The sequence below is a fragment of the Bradyrhizobium sp. GW821-FHT13H06 genome, assembly GCF_058803975.1.
In genome coordinates this window covers 405,102-424,998 of record NZ_JBXAPN010000004.1, presented here as the reverse complement: position 1 = coordinate 424,998, position 19,897 = coordinate 405,102, and the positions used below count along the sequence as shown (strand labels likewise).

Sequence of the window (19,897 nt, the reverse complement as noted above, 5' to 3'; positions counted from 1 at the left end):
GACGCGGTCCGTGTCCTCCTGCTACCGGCCAGCACTGCTCGCGACGACCGATGACGGCGAGGTCGCGAACTTGCCGAGCGCAAGATAGACGAGGCCTGCGACGCCAATTCCGAACAGCCAGCTCAGATCGGCACCGCCGAGCAGATTGATCGAGATCGGCCCCTGCAGCGCGCTGACCAGGCCGTCCTGCACCAGCCAGCCGGCAACGAGGCCGGCAAAGAAGGCGATCATGCCGGCCCAGTTGATGTCGCCATAGGCGCTGCTCTCCGGCGAGCGATAGAGCTCGGCCACCTCGATCCTGCCCTTGCGCTTGATGAAGAAGTCGGCGAGCACCACGCCGGCCCAGGGGCTCATCCACAACAGCAGGCTGATCATCCAATGGTCGAACGCCTTCGCGAACGACGGAGCGAAGATGAAGTAGAGGGTAACCAGATAGCCGGCGACGCCGACGATGACGGTGAGCCAGAAGCGCGAGAGTTTCAGCCCCGCGCTCAGCGCCGCCAGCGCCGCCGAATAGACGTTGAGGATGTTGGTTGCGATCGGGCCGTGCAACACCATCAAGAGCACGAGAATGCTGACGGGACCGCCGAACACCGCGCTGACCATCTTGGCGGGGTCCGTGTCGAGCGTCGTCGAGGCGATGGTCGCGCCGAGAATGCCGAGCCAGACTGTCGGCACGAACATGCCGACATAGCTGTACCAGAACACGGCCTTCGATGGCGTGGAGCGCGGCACGAAGCGCGAATAGTCGGAGGCCCAGGTCACCCAGGAGATCCCCCAGCCGACACCGATCGCGGTCGTCAGCATCGTCAGCATCGCAAGATGCGCGCCGGGCGGCAGCGAGGTGGTCAGGTTCCAGTTGACGACGCCGGGCCGCGTCCAGGCCAGCACGCTCATCAGCACCATGATGGCGATGGTCGGCGGCACCGTGTATTTCTCGAAGGTGCGGATCGCGTAGAAGCCGTAGATCCCGATCAGCACCTGCACCGCCATCACCAGCGTGATGACGACGAGCTCGACCGGCCAGGTGTCGGGCACGCCGAACTGGCCGAGGATGCCCATCGAGACCTTCACCGGGAAGTAGGTGTTGACGCCGATCCAGCCCAACGTCATCAGGAACATCAGGATGCTCGGCACATAGGCGCCGCGTACGCCGAACGCGGACCGGCTCAGCACCATCTGGTTCACGCCGGTCTTGTGCCCCATCACCGTGAAGGTCGCGAAGATCGCGCAGCCGACGATGTTGCCGAGCACGATGACCGCGATCGTCTCCATCAGCCCGAGCTTGAGGATGATGCCGAGCGCGCCGAGCGCCCAGTTGACCGGCGCGATGTTGGCGCCGGCCCAGATCCACATCTGCTGCGGCCCGGTGGAGTCCCGGTCCGCGTCGGGAATTGGCTCGATGCTGTGAATATCAGCGCGAAGTTCGGAATCCGTCATGGTATCCCCCAATACGAAGCACGCTTCGCATCACCGCAGCATAAATCGTGCCATGGAATTGCGGAGCGGCCGAGCCGGCGGGCGGCGATGCCGGAAGCCATGCGCGTCGCGCCGGATGCGACTGCGTTTTCAAGCGCTGGCCGATCTTGCGCGTGACTACGCTTCGGCGTGTCTGCCGCGCCGGCGAGAGGCGGGCGATGTTGCTCGGCCGGGCAGCGGTACGATGATAAATTGAGCAGCCCAACTCAAAAGCGCAGCACTGGCTCCTAGTCGAATACGGCAGCAGCGCTGTCGCGATTGGGATGGCCGGCCACGATGCGCTGCATCATCTCGATGAAAAGCGCCTGTTCCCGCTGGTTCAAATCGCCGAGCGTCGCACGATGCGCCCGTCGCGCCGCGCCCTCGATCTTGACCAGCAGCGCGGCTCCGGCCGGTGTCAGCCGGCACAGCCGGGCCCGGCGATCGTCCTTGTTCACCGCGCGCTCGACCAGGTTTCGGGCGGCAAGCCGCTTCAGGGCCCCGGTCGTCGTGGTGCGATCGAGGGCGATATCGGCCGCCAAAGTGGTCTGATCGGCGGTTTCACGCACCGCCAGCGCCGAGAGCAGGCTGTATTGCAGCGGCGTGACCTCGAATTCGCCGCAGGCTTCCTGAAACAGCGCGACGTGAATCTGATGCAGCCGGCGGATCAGATATCCGGGCCGTTCCGACAAGGGCCAGGGGCGGTGCCTCGTCCCGCCGCGACGTGTCTTCGCCTGCCGCAATGCACACTCTCCCAAGCCGAAACCCTGCCGCGCTTAGCTCGATTCGAGTGCGCCTGCCACATCGGGATCATGGCACGATGCTTGCTTTTGTCAAAATGCGAAGCATGCTTCGTAATGTCAAGATACGAAGCATGCTTCGTAATTCGAGGGGACGAAGCCGTCGCCCTCGCAAGAAGAGGAGAGCGCCATGTCCGTCACTGCCAGCTTCGACCTTCTACTGCGAGGCGGTCGCGTGATCTGTCCAGCCTCCGGCGTCGATGGCATCAAGGATGTCGCGATCCGCAACGGCAAGATTGCCGCGGTCGCGTCCGACATTCTGCCGACCAGCGCCAGGGAGGTCGTCGACGTCGGCGGCAAGCTGGTGCTGCCCGGGCTGATCGACACGCACGCCCATGTCTATCAATATGTCTCCGGACGCTTCGGCATGAATCCGGACATGGTCGGCGTGCAGTCGGGTGTGACGACGCTGGTCGACCAGGGCGGCCCGTCCTGCATGACGCTGCCCGGCTTCCGTCACTTCATCGCGGAGCCCGCGGCCTCGCGCGTCTACGCGTTCCTGTCCGCCTATCTCGTCGGCGGACTCGAGGGGCATTTCTATCCGCAGCTCTATAGCCCCGACGGCGTCGACGTCGACGCGACCGTCAAGGCGGCGACCGCCAATCTCGACATCGTGCGTGGCATCAAGGCTCACGCCGAGATCGGCGGCTTCGCGCGCTGGGGCATCCGCGTCATCGAGATGGCGGCGGAGATCGGCAAGCGCGCCGATCTGCCGGTCTATGTGCATTTCGGCCAGCTCTGGGGCCTGCCCGAGAGCGGCGCCAATGGCGAGGATGCCGACACGATCCTGACGCGCGTGATTCCGCTCCTGCGCGAGGGCGACATTCTCGCCCATCCCTTCACGCGCCATCCCGGCGGTTTCGTCAATCGCGAGGGCGAGGTGCATCCGGTGATCCGGGCTGCGCTCGACCGCGGCCTGAAGGTCGATGTCGGTCACGGCAGCCATTTCTCCTACCGGCTGGCAAAGAAGGCGATCGCCGCCGGCATCGTTCCGACCACGCTCGGCGCCGATATCCATGGCTACAACACCCATGTGCCCGCGCCGGCCGGGACGCCCGACCAGCATGAGGACGACGAGAACCATCCCTTCGCGGGCCAGGCCAAGTTCAGCCTGGTCCAGGCGATGAGCTCGATGATGGCGCTCGGCCTGTCGCTGGAGCAGGTGGTGCCGATGGTCACCTCCAATCCCGCCAGGATGCTCGGCCGCAGCGGGGAGATCGGCGCGCTCAGGGTCGGCATGGATGCTGACGTCTCCGTGCTAACCGAACAGAACGGCCGCTTCGTCCTCAAGGACAATGAGAAGAACGAGGTGATCGCCGAGCGCCTGCTGCAGCCGGCCTTCTGCCTGCGCGCCGGCACGCGCTTCGACGCGGTTGCGCCGATCCTGCCGCAGGCTGTCGCGGCATAAGGGCGGGCGGTGAAGGAGAAGGCCGGCGTGCGCAACGAGCGAGAATTTCCTTCGGGCAAGTCCGGGCAGGGCGTGGGCGCGCGGCTGCCTCGGAAGGAGGACGACCGCCTGATGCGCGGCCGCGGCCAGTATGTCGCCGACATCAGGCTCGCCGGCCTTCAGGACGTCGCCTTCGTGCGCAGCCCGCTGGCGCATGCACGTATCCGCGGGATTCATGTGCCGGAACGCCATCGCGGCAACGTGTTCACGGCGGCCGATCTCGACGGCATCAAGCCCATCCGCGCGGTCTCGGGCCTTCCCGGCTTCAAGATTTCCGAGCAGCCGGTGCTCGCCACCGGCAAGGTCCGGCAGGTCGGCGAACTCGTCGCGATGTGCCTTGCGCCGACACGCGCCGAAGCGGAGGACATCGCGGCCTCCGTGACGTTGGATCTCGAAGAGCTGCCCGCGGTCTACGACATGCTGAGGGCGCGCGAGCCCGGTTCGGCGCTGGTGCACGAGCATTGGGGCGACAATGTCTTCCTGGAGACCAACTACGAGGTCGACATCTCGGCTGCGCTGGATGCGCCGATCAAGGTGACGCGCGAGATCTCGACGGCGCGGCAGTGCATGTCGCCACTCGAAGGCCGCGGCGTGGTCGCGACCTTCGATCCGAGGCTCGACCAGCTGACGCTGCATTCCGCGGCGCAGATGCCGCACATCACGCGCAGCGGTCTTGCCGAATGTCTCGGCATGGAGGAGGGCCAGATCCGCGTCATCTCGCCCGACGTCGGCGGCGGTTTCGGTCACAAGGGCATTTTGCTGCCCGAAGAGGTCTGCCTGTCCTGGCTGACGATGCAGCGCGGCCATCCGGTGCGCTGGATCGAGGATCGCCGCGAGCATCTCGTCGCCAGCTCCAATTGCCGCGAGCACCATTACAGGATCACGGTCTATGCCGACGGCGACGGCAGCTTGCGCGGCATCGATTGCGAGGCGACGGTGGATTCCGGCGCCTACTCGTCCTATCCGTTCTCGGCCTGCCTCGAAGCCGCGCAGGTCGCGAGCATCCTGCCGGGTCCTTACAAGATGCCGGCCTATCGCTGCCGCACCTTCTCGGTCGCCACCAACAAATGTCCGATCCTGCCCTATCGCGGCGTGGCGCGCACCGGCGTCTGCTTCGCGCTGGAATTGATGCTCGATCTCGTGGCGGCGGAGGCCGGGCTCGAGCCCGGCGTGGTCCGGCTGCGCAATCTGGTGCGGCCGGAGCAGATGCCGTTCGACAACATCACCAGGAAGCATTTCGACAGCGGCGACTATCCGGAGGCGATGCGTCGCGCGCTGGCACAGATCGATATCGATGCCATTCGCGGCCGCCAGCGCAAGGGCGAGGCCGACGGCCGCCGGATCGGCGTCGGCGTCTCCATCTATTGCGAGCAGGCCGCGCACGGCACATCCGTCTATTCCGGCTGGGGCATCCCGATGGTGCCGGGCCACGAGCAGGCTTCGGCGCGGCTGACGCCGGACGGCGGCCTCGAATTGCGCGTCGGCGTGCATTCGCACGGCCAGGGGATGGAGACCACGCTCGCCCAGGTCGCGCATGAGATCCTCGGGGTGGATGTCGCGAAGATCCGGATCATCCTCGGCGACACCGCGATGACGCCCTATTCGACCGGCACCTGGGGCTCGCGCTCGATGGTGATGGCGGGCGGCGCGGTGGCCACTGCCTGCCGCGAACTCGGCGAACGCGCCCGGCGCATCGGCGCCAAGCTGCTTCAGCATGATCCGGCTTCGGTGGTGTTGCAGAATGGCGAAGTGCGCGGCGTCAATGGCAGCGTCAGCCTGAAGGCGATCGCCCACACCTGGTACCGCCGCCCGCAGGATCTGCCGGCCGACGTCGATCCCGGCGGGCTTGAGGTGACGCAAGGCTACAAGCCGGTGCGCGACAGCGGTACCTTCAGCTACGCCGCGCATGCGGCGGTGGTCGCAGTCGATCCTGATCTCGGCGAGGTCGAGATCCTCGATTACGTGATCGTCGAGGACGGCGGCGTGCTGGTCAATCCGCTCGTCGTCGACGGCCAGATCTATGGCGGCCTCGCGCAAGGCATCGGCACCGCGCTCTACGAGGAGATGCCGTTCGATGCCTCCGGCCAGCCGCTGGCGACGACGCTTGCCGACTATCTGCTGCCCGGGCCGACCGAGGTTCCCGCCGCGCGCCTCGACCACATGGAGACGCCATCTCCTTATACGCAGTTCGGCGTCAAGGGCATCGGCGAGGGCGGTGCGATCGCGCCGCCGGCCGCGATCGCCAACGCCGTCAACGACGCGCTGCGCCCTCTGGGCGTCGAGCTGATGCAGTCGCCGATCACCCCGCACCGGATCGTCGCGGCCGTGCTGGCCGCGCGCGCGGCCGAAAGGAGTGCGGCATGAAGCCCGCTCCCTTCGCCTATGAACGCCCACGCGATCTCACGGCAGCACTCTCGATGCTGGCCGCCGGCAGTGGCTCGGCGAAGATCATCGCCGGCGGCCAGTCGCTCGGGCCGATGCTCAATCTGCGGCTGGTGCAGCCGGAGCTGATCGTGGATATTTCCGGCCTTGCCGAACTCAAGCGCGCCGAGATTTCCGGCGGCGAGCTCGTGCTCGGCGCCCTGGTCACCCATGCCGATATCGAAGACGGGCGCGCGGTCGACGTGACCCGCGGCGCGATGCGCGGGGTGGCGGCCAACATCGCCTATCGCGCCGTGCGCAACCGCGGCACGATCGGCGGCTCGCTCAGCCATGCCGATCCCGCCGCGGACTGGATTTCGGCACTTGCCGCCTTGGGCGCACGGGTGACGTTGCGCAGCCTTGCCGGTGCACGCGCGATGCCGGTCGAGACGTTCGTGGTGGGCGCGCTGGAATCTGCGCTGCACACGGGCGAGATCGTCGAGGCGGTCCATGTGCCGGCGCGATCGGCCTCGGCGCATTGGGGCTATGCCAAGAGCTGCCGCAAGACCGGCGAGTTCGCCCATGCCATCGGCGCGGTCCTGATCGATCCCGCCGCGGCTTCGGCGCGCATCGTGATCGGCGCGATCGACACGACCCCCATCGTCATCACCGACGCCGAGCTGTTCGGCGGCCGCATCACGGCCGATTACAAGCAGCGCTTCGATGTCCGCGTTGCCGACGCCCTTCTGGCCAAGGCCGGCATCGACGATGCCGCGCAACGCCATATCCATGTCAGCGTGCTGAGGCGCGCCGTCCAGGAGGCCGCGGCATGAGCACGATCGCGCTTCACGTCAATCGCCGCGCTGTGGAGCTGTCGGCCGAGCCGCGCACCAGCCTTGCCGATTTCGTTCGCGACAAGCTCGACCTGACCGGCACCCATCTCGGCTGCGAGCACGGCGTCTGCGGCGCCTGCACCGTGCTGCTCGACGGCGTGCCGGCGCGCTCCTGCATCACCTATGCGGCGGCCTGCGAGGGCGCCGACGTCACCACGATCGAGGGCCTCGACGAGGACGAGGTTACGACCGAGCTGCGCGCCGCCTTCACCCGCGAGCATGCACTGCAATGCGGCTATTGCACGCCGGGGATGCTGGTCTCCGCGCGCGACCTCGTGCTGCGTCTGCCCGACGCCGACGAGCGGCGCATTCGCGTCGGTCTCAGCGGCAATCTCTGCCGCTGCACCGGCTATGTCGGCATCGTGCGCGCGGTGCAGTCCGTGATCGAGGCGAGACGCGCGCGCAATGTCGCGCCGCTGGCCGATGGCGGCAGGACCATCCTCGGTCCGGCCGGCTCGGGGCGAGCTGAAGCCGGCCGATACGACCCGCAGCCTGCGCGCTCGGTGCTGGCTCCGGCGTCCGAGAGCGTCGCGCGCGGCACCATTCCCGATTTCATCCCGGCGACCGTTCTCGACCAGCGCTTCACGCTGCCGCACGCGCCGGCAAAGGTGTTCGCGATGTTCGACGATATCGCGGGCATTGCCGCCTGCCTTCCTGGCGTATCGCTGACATCGCCGCCGACACCGGAGCGTGTGGAGGGGTCGATCCGGGTGAAGCTCGGGCCGATCGCCGCGGCCTTCGAGGGTGCCGCGCGCGTCGAGCGCGATCCCGCGACGCTCTCCGGACGCATCGTCGGCATCGGCACCGACCGCCGCAGCCATTCGGCGACGCAAGGCGAGATCCGTTATCGCCTGCTTCCGCTCGAAGGCGGTGCGGCGACCGCGGTCGAGCTGTCGATCGGCTACACGCTCACGGGAATGCTGGCCCAGATCGGCCGGCCCGGCCTGGTGCGGGATCTCGCCAAACGCCTGGTTGCGGACTTCGCCGCCAATCTCGATCGCCGGATGTCTGGCGTGTCGTCCGGATCGGGAACGCCGGCGGAACTGAGCTTCTGGTCGATTGCGTCGGACGTCTTGCGCGCGCGGATCGCCCGCATCTTTGGCCGCCGGAGCGAGGCGGGGTGACGGTGTGCCCGCACACCGGAAGTGACGAAGCCTGGACAGACTTAAGACATCAACAGCGTTGGATTTGGAGAGACAACATGACACGAGCACTGGGATTGGTTCGGACGATCGCGCTGGCGACGACCTTGATCGGCGGCGCCGCCGGGGCGCAGACCATCAAGATCGGCGTCAACGAACCGCTCACCGGCGCGTTTGCGGCGTCAGGCACTTACGTTGTCAACGGCGCCAAGATCGCCGCGGACGAGATCAACGCCAAGGGCGGCATCCTCGGCAAGAAGATCGAACTCGTGATCGAGGACAACAAGAGCAACCCGACGGAAGCTGCTGCCGTCGCCGAGAAGCTGATCACCAGCGACAAGGTGCCGGTGCTGATGGGCGCCTGGGGCTCGAGCCTGACGCTCGCGGTGATGCCGAAGCTGATGGAGTATGAGACGCCGATGGTGGTGGAGACCTCGTCCTCCGGCAAGATCACGACGACGGGCAATCCCTTCATCTTCCGCATCTCGCCGCCCTCGGCGATCGAGGCTGCGGCGTTCAAGGGTATCGTTGACAAGCTCGCGCTGAAGAAGGTCGACTTCCTCGTCATCAACAACGACTGGGGTCGCGGCACCGCCGAGGATTTCAGCAAGATGATGAAGGAGAAGGGCATCAGCATCGGACTGGTCGAGACCATGGACCAGGGCGCGCAGGACATGAGCGCGCAGCTCTCCAAGATCAAGAACTCGGATTCCGAGACGGTCATCGTCACCACCGCCGTGGATCAGCTCACCCTGATCTTCAAGCAGGCCGCGGCGCTGGGCCTGAAGAAGCGCATCATCACCACCGGTGGCTCGCAGAACCCGGACCAGATCATTGCCCAGGCCGGAGCTGCCGCCAACGGCACCATGCACCTGACCACGTTCCTGCCCTGGTTCCCGGACAAGACGCCGAACCCGGAAGCCACCAACTATTTCATCGCGGAATGGAAGAAGCGTGGCTTCGACTTCGCCGGTTGCACCGAGAGCTTCCGCGGTTATGACGGCATCCGCACCGTGGCGGCGGCGATCGAGAAGGCCGGCAAGGCCGAACCCGCGGCGATCAAGGCGGCATTCTGGGACATCAAGGTGAAGGGGCTCAACGGCGACATCGTGTTCCGCAAGTCCGGCCCCGAGGGCAAGGAGAGCGGACAGAGCCAGCCGAACGTCTATCTGATCGAGATCGCCGACGGCAAGATCGAGATGAAGACGCTCTAGCGCATGATTAAGCCAGGTCCGATTGCGAGCCGCGATGCAGGTGCGCTCCCTCTCCCGCTTGCGGGAGAGGGTTGGGGAGAGGGTGTCTCCGCGGTGGGATTCCCCAAGAGGATAGAACCCTCACCCGGCGCTCCGCGCCGACCTCTCCCGCAGGCGGGAGAGGTGACGGAGACCGCTGCGAGATCGACCCAATCAAGAGCCGTCAGCTTCAGGGCCGGTCACAGGCGAGGGCGGCGCATCGCTATTCTCGCCTCACTACACAGGCTATCGCATATGAAGAAAAACGTGGCGGGCAGCTTGCCTGCGGCCCATCCTTCGAGACGCCCGCCTGCGGCGGGCCCTCAGGATGAGGTCGCGTTTTGCGGCGAGATGTCAGACCCTCATGGTGAGGAGCCCGCCAAAGCGGGCGTCTCGAACCATGCAGGCCGAGCTCGTCCGTCACTCTCCCACTGTCATATGCGATAGCCCCAACTTACCACGAGTCACTCGGGAACGGTCTTGAGCGAATTTCTCCAGCATCTGATCAACATGCTCGTGCTCGGCGGCACCTATGCGCTGCTGGGCATCGGGCTCACCTTGATCTTCGGCATCATGAACGTGGTCAACTTCACGCATGGCGTGCTCTACACGTTCGGGGCCTACATCATGTTCATCGTGGTGCAGCAGCTCGGGCTGAACTTCTTTCTCGCGCTGCCGGTGGCCGTGCTGGCCGGATGGCTGCTCGGGGCGGCCATCGAGCTGACATTGCTGCGACCGCTGCGCGGCTCCGACATCGATACTACGATGCTGGTCATGATCGGCGCCTGGATTGCAATGCAGTCCGGCACGCTGTGGATCTGGGGCGGCGTCGCCAAGTCAGTGGCAACGCCGTTTCCGGAGGCGCCGCTGGTGCTCGGTCCGGTGTCGGTCTCCTGGTTGCGGCTGTTCGTTCTCGCCGCCGCGGCCCTCTTGATCCTCGTGACGTATCTCCTGATCAACAAGACCAGCCTCGGCCGCGCCATGCGGGCGACGTTCCAGGACCACGACACGGCCTCGCTGATGGGCGTCAATGTCGACATGATCTACACCTCGACCTTCGCGATCGGCTCCAGCCTGGCCGCCGCCGCGGGCGCGCTGCTCGGGCCGGTCTACGTGATCTTCCCGCAAATGGGAGATCTCGCCGCGGTGAAGGCCTTCGCCATCGTCATCCTCGGCGGCCTCGGCAACATCACGGGCGCCGTGATCGGCGGCTTCATCCTGGCGCTCGCCGAGGAACTCGGCGCCGGCTACGTCTCGTCGGGCTACCGCGACGCCATGGGCTTTGTCATCATCATCGCCGTGCTGATCTTCCGGCCGACCGGCCTGTTCGCGCGTGCGGAGCGGGTCGGATGAAAGCGATCGTCACCATTCTTGCCGTCGCAGCTCTCGCCTCGGTGCCGCTCTGGCTGCGCGATCCCTATCTTCTCAACGCCCTGATCACGACCGGCATCTTCGTCATCGGCGCGATGAGCCTTAATCTGCTGCTCGGCTTCACCGGCCAGCTCAGCCTCGGCCACATCGCCTTCTTCGGCATCGGCGCTTATGTCAGCGCGCTGACCTCGCTCGGCTTCGACGTCGGCCTGCCCGGAGGCTTTCGGCTGGTTCACACGCCCTGGCCGCCGATCATAGGCTTCGTACTGGCGATCCTGATTGCAGGATTGTGCGGCTATTTCGTCGGCCTGTTGTCGTTCCGGGTCCGCGGCGCTTATTTCGTCATCGTGACGATCTCCTTTGCCGAGGTGGTCCGGTTGGTCGCGCTGAACTGGGTCGAACTGACACAGGGCCCGCTGGCGTTGACCAACATCCCCTCCATCGCGTTGCCCTTGCCGGGCGTCGGCGAATTGACGCTGCGCACCAAGCTGCAGAACTACTATCTCGTGCTGGTCGTCGCGCTCATCGCCTATCTCCTGATCGCGCGCCTCGTTCATTCCCATTTCGGCCGCTCCATGCGTGGTCTGATGGAAAACGAGACGCTGGCCGTCTCCGTCGGCATCGACGTGACCAGGACCTTGACGATCGCAGCCGTGATCTCGGCTGCCATCGCAGGCGCGGCCGGCAGCCTCTATGCCCATTATATCAGGATCATCGACCCCGAAGTGTTCGCCTTCATCAACACCGTCACCATGGTGATCATGGTGATCAGCGGCGGCAAGGGCTCGCTGGCTGGGCCCGTCGTCGGCGGCCTGATCTTCGGGCTGCTTCCGGTCGCGCTGCGGCCGGTCATGGCGCCGGAAGCGCAGTGGATCGCCTATGGAGGCGTGTTGATCGCCATCCTGTTTATGCTTCCGCGTGGCATCGTGCCGTCGCTCGCGCAGCGATTTAGGCGGCGACGGAACGGAAGGACGGCGCTGTCGCCCGTCGCTCTGGCCGAGACCGCTGCCAAGGAGCCGGCGTGATGACGGCGCGCAGTATTGCCATGACCATCGACCAGGTCGCTGTCCGCTTCGGGGGGCTGGTTGCGATATCCGACATGAGTTTCACCGTGGGCGAGGGCGAGATCGTCAGCCTGATCGGACCGAACGGTGCCGGCAAGACCACCGCCTTCAACGTCATGACCGGCTTCCTGACGCCGAGCGCCGGCCGCGTGACCTATCGCGACACTGCGCTCGCCGGTTTGAAACCGCACGAGATTGCCGATCTCGGCTTGATCCGCACCTTCCAGCGCACCAGCGTTTTCCCCAACGACACCGTCTACGACAATCTGCTGATCGGCCTGCATCGACAGGGCCGGGTGCGGCTGCTCGACGCCATCCTTGGCCTGCCGGGCGCCCGCGCCTCGGAGCGCAAGCTGCGGCAGCGGGCCAGCGAGCTGCTTGAATGGGTCGGGCTGGAGCGGCGCGCGCATGATGCCGCGGGCTCTCTGTCCTACGGCGAGCAGCGTCTCGTCGGTGTCGCGCTGGCGCTTGCCGCGGAGCCGTCGATGCTGCTGCTCGACGAGCCGGTCTCCGGCATGAACGCCTCGGAGACCCATCGCTTCGTCGAATTGATCCGCAGCATCCGCGACCGCGGCATCACCATCCTCCTGGTCGAGCACGACATGCCCATGGTGATGACGGTCTCCGACCGCATCGTCGTGCTCAACTATGGCCGCATCATCGCGGAAGGGACGCCCGACGTCATCCGCAACGACCCTGCGGTCATCGAAGCCTATCTCGGACATGGAGCGGGACGTGCTTGAGATCCGCGAGATGGTTTGTGGCTATGGCGGCGTCACCGCGCTGCGCGGCATCTCGCTGGACGTGAAGGCCGGCCAGCTGGTCGCGCTGATCGGTGCCAACGGCGCCGGCAAGAGCACGACGCTGCGCGCGATCTCCGGCCTCGTGCCGCCACGCTCGGGCCAGATGCGGTTCGAGGGCATCGACATCACCGGGGCGAGGCCCCCGCGCGTGCTGGCGAGCGGAATCGCGCATTGTCCGGAAGGGCGGCGCGTGTTTCCGCACATGAGCGTTGAGGAGAATCTCGACATGGGGGCTTACCTCCGTCGTGGTTCGGGCGAGATTGCGGCCGACCGCGACCGCATCTATGCGGAATTCCCGCGGCTCGCCGAGCGGCGCCGGCAGGCGGCGGGGACACTGTCCGGTGGCGAGCAGCAGATGCTTGCGATCGGGCGCGCGCTGATGTCGCGACCGCGGCTGATCATGTTCGACGAGCCATCGCTCGGGCTCGCGCCCAACATCGTCGAGCGCACCTTTGCCATCATCCGCGGTATCCGCGATGCCGGCACCACGGTGCTGCTGGTCGAGCAGAACGCCTTCGCCGCGCTCGAGATGTGCGACCATGCCTATCTGCTCGAGAACGGCCGTATCGTGCTGTCCGGAGCCGGCTCCGAGCTGATCGCGAACGAGCATGTGCGCAAGGCCTATCTCGGTGGGTGATGGGGCCGGCTGGACTCCGGTCTGCGATCTCGACCGGCTGAAGGCGGAAGCGATCGTCCGCGTCGCCGCGCGCGACCTGATCGTGATCTGGAACGAAGGCAACGTTGTCGCCTGCGAACGGGCGTGCCCGCACGAACAGGCCGATTTGGCTCAAGGGCAGGTGGCGGCGGGGCGGCTGCGTTGCCCCCGCCATGCGGCATCATTCGATTTGAGCAACGGTGCAATCACCGCGGGATGGCCGAGCCGGCCACTGCGGCTCTATCCGGTGCGGATCACGGGCGGGCAAGTCTGGATCGAGATGCAGGAGCGGCAGCCGGGGCGATGATGGCATCATGCCCCTGTTTTGCCCGACAAGTCAAAGCGGTGGCGGCGTCGTTCTGTCTTCAAGAATTTGCATTTGAAAACAACAGCATCTCTACTGTGCATGGGGTTGTTTTTGCACTTTTTAGTCCAGCAACCGCCGAGCGGCGTCGACCAGCATGCCGTCCGGCCGGCGCAGCGCCTCGAGAATGGTGAAATGGTCGGCGCCTTCGACCGAGATGAGCTTGCCCGGCGCCTGCGCCGCCGCGCGCTTCTCGTGGAAATCGATTGAATCGTTCACGAGAGCCGGCAGCTCGCTGCTGCCATAGGCAATGTCGAGCCGCTTCTGCGTCACCGGCAGGCGAAGCGGCGACAGCGTGGCGATTTCCTCATCCATCAGCTTCAGCGCGTTGTTCAGCCCGGTATCGCGGATCGGCGCGAGATCATAGACGCCCGATATCGCCAGCCCCGCGTGGACACGCGGATGATCGAGCGCCATTGCGACGAGATGGGCACCGGCGGACCAGCCCGACAGCACGACCGGCCCGGCGACGCCATGGGCCGCGCCATGTGCGGCAAGCCAGTCGAGTGCGCGCGGGATCTCGCCGACGATATCGGTCAGCGACACCTCGGGCGCCAGTGAATAGCCGGGGATGGCAACCGACCAGCCATGTGCAGCGACGCCTTCGACCAGCATGGCGAACAATTCGCGCGAATTGCGCTGCCAATAGCCGCCGTGCAGAAACACCAGGCAGGGCGCATCCGGCTTGGCGGCGGGGTAGAGGTCGATCTTGTTGTTGGCCCGCTCGCCATAGGGCAGGTCGAGGTGGGACTTCAGCGTGCCCCGCAGCCGGCTGGAGGCGTTGTTGCGCTCGGCGATCAGGGCCGCGCTGTTCTTGACCGCCGCGTTGTTGTCATAGGCGGCATTGCGTTCTGCCTGCGACAGCTCGGACCATTTGCCACGGGGGTCGAGCGACCGAATCGTCGAACGCGCGTTCTCAGCCATGAAACTCTCCGTTGCGGCCCTGGACGACACTCTTGTCGATTTGGACCGGCCAGTCACCCTCTATTGAGCTGTTGGATCAACCGTGTCCAGCCTTGGACAAGACGGCTCGGTCTGCCGGCTGCGGGGCAGGTCGGGCGCGCAACGACCGGGAACATTTGGTCATGGGGCTACCCCGTGCTTTTACATTTTGTCGTACCTGCGGCTGCAGCTATGTCGGAGCGAGCTTGTCAGCTCGAGTTTATTCTGCTCAGTGTCCGTCCAAACCGTGCATGCGATCCACGCATGCATGCATCGACCAAAGTCGACAATCAGTGAGGAAACATTATGCGTAGACTGATTTTGGCCGCCGCCGTGATCGCCCCGATGCTCGGCCATGCGGCATGGGCGGAGGATACCGTCAAGATCGGCTACATCGATCCACTCTCCGGTGGCGGCGCCAGCGTGGGTGAGGGGGGTCTGAAGACATTCCAGTACCTGGCTGACGAGCTCAACGCCAAGGGCGGCATCCTGGGCCGCAAAGTCGAGATCGTGCCCTTCGACAACAAGACCAATCCGCAGGAGGCCCTGGTGCAGGCCCAGAAGGCGATCGACGCCGGGGTTCGCTACATCACACAGGGCAATGGCTCGTCCGTCGGCCTGGCGCTCGAGGATTTCGTCACGAAGTACAACACGCGCAATCCCGGCAAGGAAGTGCTCTACTTCAACTATGCTGCCGTCGATCCGGCCATGACCAACGAGAAGTGCAGCTACTGGCATTTCCGCTGGGATGCCAGCTCCGACATCAAGATGGAGGCGCTGACGAACTACATCAAGGACGTCGCTTCGATCAAGAAGGTGTACCTGATCAACCAGGACTATTCGTTTGGTCAGTCGGTACGCAGCGATGCGCGCAAGATGTTGACGGCGAAGCGGCCTGATGTCCAGATTGTCGGCGACGAACTGCATCCGCTGCTGAAGGTCACGGACTTCTCGCCCTACATCGCCAAGATCAAGGCTTCCGGTGCCGACAGCGTCATCACGGGCAACTGGGGTCAGGACATCGCGCTGCTGCTCAAGGCCGCCGCTGATGCTGGTCTGAAGGTCAATTGGTACACTTACTATGCCGGTGGCGCCGGTGGGCCGACCGCGATCAAGCAGACGGGTCTCGACCATCAGGTATTCCAGCTGACGGAGGGTTTTGCCAATTCGGGCCACCAGCCCGCGATGGATTACGAGAAGGCCTTCCGTGCCAAGGTCAACATGTCGCTTTGGTATCCGCGTGCGGTCAACGAGATGCGCATGTTCAAGGCCGCGGCCGAAAAGGCCAACTCGGTTGAGCCCGTGAAGGTGGCGGCGGCGCTCGAGGACCTGAAGTTCGAGGTCCTGGATGGCGGTACCGGCATCATGCGCAAGGACGACCATCAGTTCTTCCAGCCAATATACATCTCCTCCTTCGGCAAGCTTGCCGCGAACGAGCCGTTCGACGAGGAGAACACCGGCTGGGGCTGGCATCTGGTCAGCAAGGTCGATACCCCGCAGGCCATGGTCACCACCACCTGCAAGATGACGCGACCGTAAGGGCCATACGCCACCTGCGCGCGGCACTCTCGTCGCGGGCAGGTGGCGGCCGAAATGCTTCCTGGATGGAAACCGGGGCCCTGCCTCGGATAGTTCACGAGTACGCTGTGCTAGAACTCATTGTCATTTCGACCCTGAACGGTGTGCTGTTCGGCATGCTGCTGTTTCTGCTGTCGAGCGGGCTGACGGTCATCTTCAGCATGATGGGCGTGCTGAACTTCGCCCATGCCAGCTTCTACATGCTCGGTGCCTTCTTCGGCTTTCAATTGACGAAATGGATCGGGTTCTGGCCGGCTTTCGTGCTCGCCCCGCTTCTGGTCGGCGCGATCGGGATGGCGGTCGAGCGCTACGGACTGCGCAACACGCACAAGCATGGCCATGTCGCGGAATTGCTGCTGACCTTTGGCCTCGCATTCGCGATCGAAGAGATCGTCGCAATGATCTGGGGCAGGAGCCCGGTCGACTATCGCGTGCCGGCGCTGCTTGACTTCCCAGCCTTCACGATCTTCTCCACCAATTATCCCGCCTACAAGATCTTCATGCTCGCAGTATCGGTGGTCATCTTCGTCGCGCTCTTGCTGGTGCTGCGGCGTACCAGGGTCGGCCTGATCGTGCAGGCGGCGCTGACGCATCCTCACATGGTCGGGCACCTCGGCCACAATGTGGGGCGCGTGTTCATGGTGGTGTTTGGTGTGGGCAGCGCGCTCGCAGGCCTTGCCGGTGTCATCGCGGGACCGGCGCTGGTGACACAGTCCGACATGGCGGCCGCGCTCGGGCCGATCCTGTTCGTGGTCATCGTGTTCGGCGGCCTCGGCTCCCTGCCGGGTGCCTTCGTCGCCTCGCTCGTCATTGGCCTGGTGCAGACTTTTGCAGTGGCGTTGAATGGCTCGCTGGCCAGCGTCTTCGGTCCGCTCGACTCGGCGGGGGGACCTTCCGCTCTTTCCGACATCTGGAACGTCACAATCGCACAGGTCGCGCCGATCATTCCTTATCTTCTGCTGGTCATCATCCTGATCGTTCGCCCCATGGGCCTGATGGGGACGCGCGAATCATGACGACGGCAACGACATCGGTATCGGGACCCGCAGCGAACGCGGCCGGCGAGAACCTGCGCTTCTACGGCGTCTGGCTGGCCGGCGTGGTCGTCCTCATCGTGCTGCCGCTGGTGTTCTCGTCCGGCGGCTCCCTCACGTCCTTCAGCCTGATCGGGATCGCGATCGTGTTCGCGCTCTCTTACAACATCCTGCTTGGACAGACCGGATTGTTGTCGTTCGGCCATGCCGTGCACTACGGTCTCGGCGGCTTCACGGCCTGCCATGTGATGAACGCGATCGTCTCCCACGGCTGGCCGATCCCGCTTCCGTTCATCCCATTGTTCGGCGGCCTCGGCGGCCTCGGGTTCGCCATCCTCGTCGGCTGGCTCATGACCAAGCGTGCCGGAACCGTATTCGCCATGATCTCGCTGGGCATCGGCGAGCTGGTGGCGTCTTCGTCTCTGATCCTCCGGTCGGTCTTCGGCGGCGAAGCCGGCATCACGACGGACCGCACAGCGCTGCCGCGCATGTTCGGCTGGACCTTCGGGCCGCAGATCCAGGTCTATTATCTGATCGCGTTCTGGCTGGTGGTCTCGGCGATCGCGATGTACGCACTGACCCGAACCCCGCTGGGGCGGATCAGCAATGCCGTCCGTGACAATCCCGAACGCGTCCAGTTCATCGGCTACGATCCTCACGTGGTCCGTTATCTCGCCTATTGCTTTGCAGGATTCTTCGCCGGCATCGCCGGGGGGCTTGCCGCGATCAGCTTCGAGATCGCGAACTCGGCCTATCTCGGCGCGATCCAATCCGGCCTGGTGCTGTTCGCAACCTTCATCGGCGGTACCGCCTATTTCTTCGGCCCCATTCTCGGCGCGATCCTGGTGACCTATCTGCAGCTTGGGCTGACCAGCGTCACCAGCGTCTGGCAGCTCTATTTCGGCATCATCTTCATCGGCATCGTGATGTTCGCGCCCGGCGGCATCGCCGGACTCGTCATGATGCACCGGCCGCTCCTTCGCGCCGGAACGTTATGGACGGTGATTCCGTCCTATCTCGTCGCGATCGTGCCGACCGTGGCGCTCGGTTGCGGCGTCATTCTGGTGATCGAGACGATCGCGCGTCATTCCGGCGGGGAGGCCAATGCGATCAACCTGTTCGGCATCGCCTTCAATCCCAAGTCGCCAACCACCTGGATTGCCGCAGCGGTTCTCGTGGCCGGTGGCTTCGTCATCGCGCGATTGACGTGGCGGCGGGTTGGCGAAGCATGGGATCGGGCGGCCACGGTCGCGCGTGATCGGGGGTATCTGGCATGACTGCAGCCATCGAAGTCCGCGCCGTCGAGAAGCGCTTCGGCAACGTTGGCATCATTCGCGACCTGAACCTCAGCATCGCGCAGGGCGAACGGCACGCCATCATCGGTCCGAACGGCGCGGGGAAGTCGACGACGTTCAATCTGATCAGTGGGCATATCAAGCCGACTTCGGGCGAGGTCCGGCTCAATGGCGACGTGATCTCCGGCCTGCAGCCGTTCGAGATCAACCGGCGGGGGCTGTCGCGCTCGTTCCAGGTCACCAACGTGTTCGCCCGCATGACGGTCTGGGAAAACGTCCGCTGCGCGGTGCTGTGGGCCACCGGGCATCGCTACGCGTTCTGGAAGAACGTGGACAGCCTGCCCGAGGTGCGCGAGCGGACGGCGCGGATTCTCGAAGATATTCACCTCACGCACCGCCGCGACGTCCCGGCCGGCCTGTTGACATATGCCGAGCAGCGCGAGCTGGAGATCGGCATCACGATCGCAGGGGGCGCTACCGTCGTCATGCTCGATGAGCCGACCGCTGGAATGAGCCACGCCGAGACGGAGCGTGCGGTGTCGTTGATCCGGCGCCTGACCGAAGGGCGAACGCTGGTCATCGTCGAACACGACATGAGCGTCGTGTTTGGCCTTGCCGACCGCATTTCGGTGCTGGTTTACGGTCATATCATCGCCTCGGGCACTCCCGAGGAGATCAGGCGTGATCCGAAGGTCAGGGAAGCCTATCTTGGCGAGGAGGCACACTGATGCTCGAAGTCAGGAACCTCCACGCCTATTACGGCAAGAGCCACATTCTCCAGGGCGTTGATCTCGACGTCGCCGCCGGCGAAGTGGTGAGCCTGCTCGGCCGCAACGGTGTCGGGCGTTCGACCACGGTCAAGGCGATCATGGGCGAGGTCGTTCCGCAGGGCACGATCCGCTTCAAGGGCAAGGACATTGCGGGCCTGCCGAGCTACAAGATCGCGCGCCTCGGGCTCGGCTACGTTCCCGAGCATCGCGATATCTTTCCGAGCTTGACGGTGCGACAGAATCTTCTGCTCGGCATCAAGGACACGCGACGACCGGGCAAATGGCGGCTGCAGGACATGCTCGACATGTTTCCCAACCTCGCCGCGCGCGCCGACGCGCCTGCTGGGGTCCTCTCCGGCGGCGAGAAGCAGATGTTGACGACATGCCGCACGTTGATGGGCGATCCTGATCTCATCATGATCGACGAGCCGACTGAGGGTCTCGCGCCGCTGATCGTGCAACAGGTGGGAGATCTCATCGTCCGCATCGCGCAAGCCGGGGTCGCGATCCTGCTCGTCGAGCAGAAGCTATCGATTGCGATGCGCATCTCGAAGCGCGTCTACATCATGGGACACGGTCGCGTGGTTTTTGAAGGCACGCCGGACGAACTGAGGGCGAACGCGGCGGTTCGCCAGGAGTGGCTCGAGGTTTGAACTTATTGTGAGACGGACCGTTCAACGGGTGCAAC

The 19,897-nt window shown here is 65.1% G+C and carries 18 protein-coding genes; 15 read left to right on the top strand and 3 right to left on the bottom strand.

Annotation, left to right across the window (positions count from 1 at the left end; translation table 11 throughout):
• Positions 1 to 21 precede the first annotated feature (21 nt).
• Positions 22 to 1,440, bottom strand: a complete 1,419-nt coding sequence (locus tag AC1RQP_RS19355; RefSeq protein ID WP_492938139.1) for a cytosine permease — start codon at positions 1,438 to 1,440, stop codon at positions 22 to 24.
• A 266-nt stretch (positions 1,441 to 1,706) separates the two neighbouring features.
• Complete coding sequence (locus AC1RQP_RS19350) at positions 1,707 to 2,201, bottom strand: MarR family winged helix-turn-helix transcriptional regulator (RefSeq protein WP_492938138.1); 495 nt, start codon at positions 2,199 to 2,201, stop codon at positions 1,707 to 1,709.
• Between the two features lie 187 nt (positions 2,202 to 2,388).
• Between AC1RQP_RS19350 and AC1RQP_RS19345 the strand changes: the two genes are divergently transcribed.
• The 10 genes from AC1RQP_RS19345 (at position 2,389) to AC1RQP_RS19300 (ending at position 13,533) form a co-directional block, all read left to right on the top strand.
• Positions 2,389 to 3,666 carry an amidohydrolase/deacetylase family metallohydrolase gene (locus tag AC1RQP_RS19345; protein WP_492938137.1) on the top strand — a complete coding sequence of 426 codons (1,278 nt, stop codon included), beginning with the start codon at positions 2,389 to 2,391 and terminating at the stop codon, positions 3,664 to 3,666.
• Positions 3,667 to 3,675: 9 nt separating this feature from the next.
• Positions 3,676 to 6,069: a xanthine dehydrogenase family protein molybdopterin-binding subunit gene (locus tag AC1RQP_RS19340; RefSeq protein ID WP_492938136.1), complete on the top strand. Its 2,394-nt coding sequence runs from the start codon at positions 3,676 to 3,678 to the stop codon at positions 6,067 to 6,069.
• Positions 6,066 to 6,899 (top strand): FAD binding domain-containing protein, encoded by an 834-nt coding sequence (locus tag AC1RQP_RS19335; protein ID WP_492938135.1) that lies wholly within the window; start codon positions 6,066 to 6,068, stop codon positions 6,897 to 6,899. The genes AC1RQP_RS19340 and AC1RQP_RS19335 overlap by 4 nt, the downstream gene beginning before the upstream one ends.
• The gene (locus AC1RQP_RS19330) at positions 6,896 to 8,083 is read left to right on the top strand and encodes a xanthine dehydrogenase family Fe-S subunit (protein ID WP_492938134.1); all 1,188 of its coding nucleotides are present in this window, start codon (positions 6,896 to 6,898) and stop codon (positions 8,081 to 8,083) included. Before AC1RQP_RS19335 ends, AC1RQP_RS19330 begins: the two co-directional genes overlap by 4 nt.
• A gap of 77 nt (positions 8,084 to 8,160) precedes the next feature.
• Entirely contained in the window at positions 8,161 to 9,315 is a 1,155-nt protein-coding gene (locus tag AC1RQP_RS19325) for an ABC transporter substrate-binding protein (protein ID WP_492938133.1), read from the top strand.
• A 498-nt stretch (positions 9,316 to 9,813) separates the two neighbouring features.
• Positions 9,814 to 10,686: a branched-chain amino acid ABC transporter permease gene (locus tag AC1RQP_RS19320; RefSeq protein WP_492938132.1), complete on the top strand. Its 873-nt coding sequence runs from the start codon at positions 9,814 to 9,816 to the stop codon at positions 10,684 to 10,686.
• Positions 10,683 to 11,729 carry a branched-chain amino acid ABC transporter permease gene (locus AC1RQP_RS19315; protein WP_492938131.1) on the top strand — a complete coding sequence of 349 codons (1,047 nt, stop codon included), beginning with the start codon at positions 10,683 to 10,685 and terminating at the stop codon, positions 11,727 to 11,729. The genes AC1RQP_RS19320 and AC1RQP_RS19315 overlap by 4 nt, the downstream gene beginning before the upstream one ends.
• Complete coding sequence (locus AC1RQP_RS19310; protein WP_239622732.1) at positions 11,729 to 12,511, top strand: ABC transporter ATP-binding protein; 783 nt, start codon at positions 11,729 to 11,731, stop codon at positions 12,509 to 12,511. Before AC1RQP_RS19315 ends, AC1RQP_RS19310 begins: the two co-directional genes overlap by 1 nt.
• The gene (locus AC1RQP_RS19305) at positions 12,504 to 13,208 is read left to right on the top strand and encodes an ABC transporter ATP-binding protein (protein WP_165936011.1); all 705 of its coding nucleotides are present in this window, start codon (positions 12,504 to 12,506) and stop codon (positions 13,206 to 13,208) included. The genes AC1RQP_RS19310 and AC1RQP_RS19305 overlap by 8 nt, the downstream gene beginning before the upstream one ends.
• Complete coding sequence (locus AC1RQP_RS19300; RefSeq protein ID WP_345946107.1) at positions 13,201 to 13,533, top strand: Rieske (2Fe-2S) protein; 333 nt, start codon at positions 13,201 to 13,203, stop codon at positions 13,531 to 13,533. Before AC1RQP_RS19305 ends, AC1RQP_RS19300 begins: the two co-directional genes overlap by 8 nt.
• A gap of 120 nt (positions 13,534 to 13,653) precedes the next feature.
• On the opposite strand, the gene AC1RQP_RS19295 is transcribed toward AC1RQP_RS19300, so the two are convergent.
• A complete protein-coding gene (locus AC1RQP_RS19295) occupies positions 13,654 to 14,514 on the bottom strand; it encodes an alpha/beta hydrolase (protein WP_492938130.1) in 861 nt (286 codons plus the stop codon).
• A gap of 324 nt (positions 14,515 to 14,838) precedes the next feature.
• Between AC1RQP_RS19295 and AC1RQP_RS19290 the strand changes: the two genes are divergently transcribed.
• From AC1RQP_RS19290 to AC1RQP_RS19270, 5 genes are all read left to right on the top strand, one after another.
• The gene (locus AC1RQP_RS19290; protein ID WP_492938129.1) at positions 14,839 to 16,071 is read left to right on the top strand and encodes a branched-chain amino acid ABC transporter substrate-binding protein; all 1,233 of its coding nucleotides are present in this window, start codon (positions 14,839 to 14,841) and stop codon (positions 16,069 to 16,071) included.
• 107 nt (positions 16,072 to 16,178) lie between these two features.
• Positions 16,179 to 17,126: a branched-chain amino acid ABC transporter permease gene (locus AC1RQP_RS19285; protein ID WP_131869983.1), complete on the top strand. Its 948-nt coding sequence runs from the start codon at positions 16,179 to 16,181 to the stop codon at positions 17,124 to 17,126.
• Positions 17,123 to 18,421, top strand: coding sequence for a branched-chain amino acid ABC transporter permease (locus tag AC1RQP_RS19280; protein WP_492938128.1), 1,299 nt, complete (start codon positions 17,123 to 17,125; stop codon positions 18,419 to 18,421). Before AC1RQP_RS19285 ends, AC1RQP_RS19280 begins: the two co-directional genes overlap by 4 nt.
• Positions 18,418 to 19,167, top strand: coding sequence for an ABC transporter ATP-binding protein (locus tag AC1RQP_RS19275; RefSeq protein WP_028181856.1), 750 nt, complete (start codon positions 18,418 to 18,420; stop codon positions 19,165 to 19,167). The genes AC1RQP_RS19280 and AC1RQP_RS19275 overlap by 4 nt, the downstream gene beginning before the upstream one ends.
• A complete protein-coding gene (locus AC1RQP_RS19270) occupies positions 19,167 to 19,862 on the top strand; it encodes an ABC transporter ATP-binding protein (protein WP_239622738.1) in 696 nt (231 codons plus the stop codon). Before AC1RQP_RS19275 ends, AC1RQP_RS19270 begins: the two co-directional genes overlap by 1 nt.
• Positions 19,863 to 19,897: the final 35 nt, after the last annotated feature.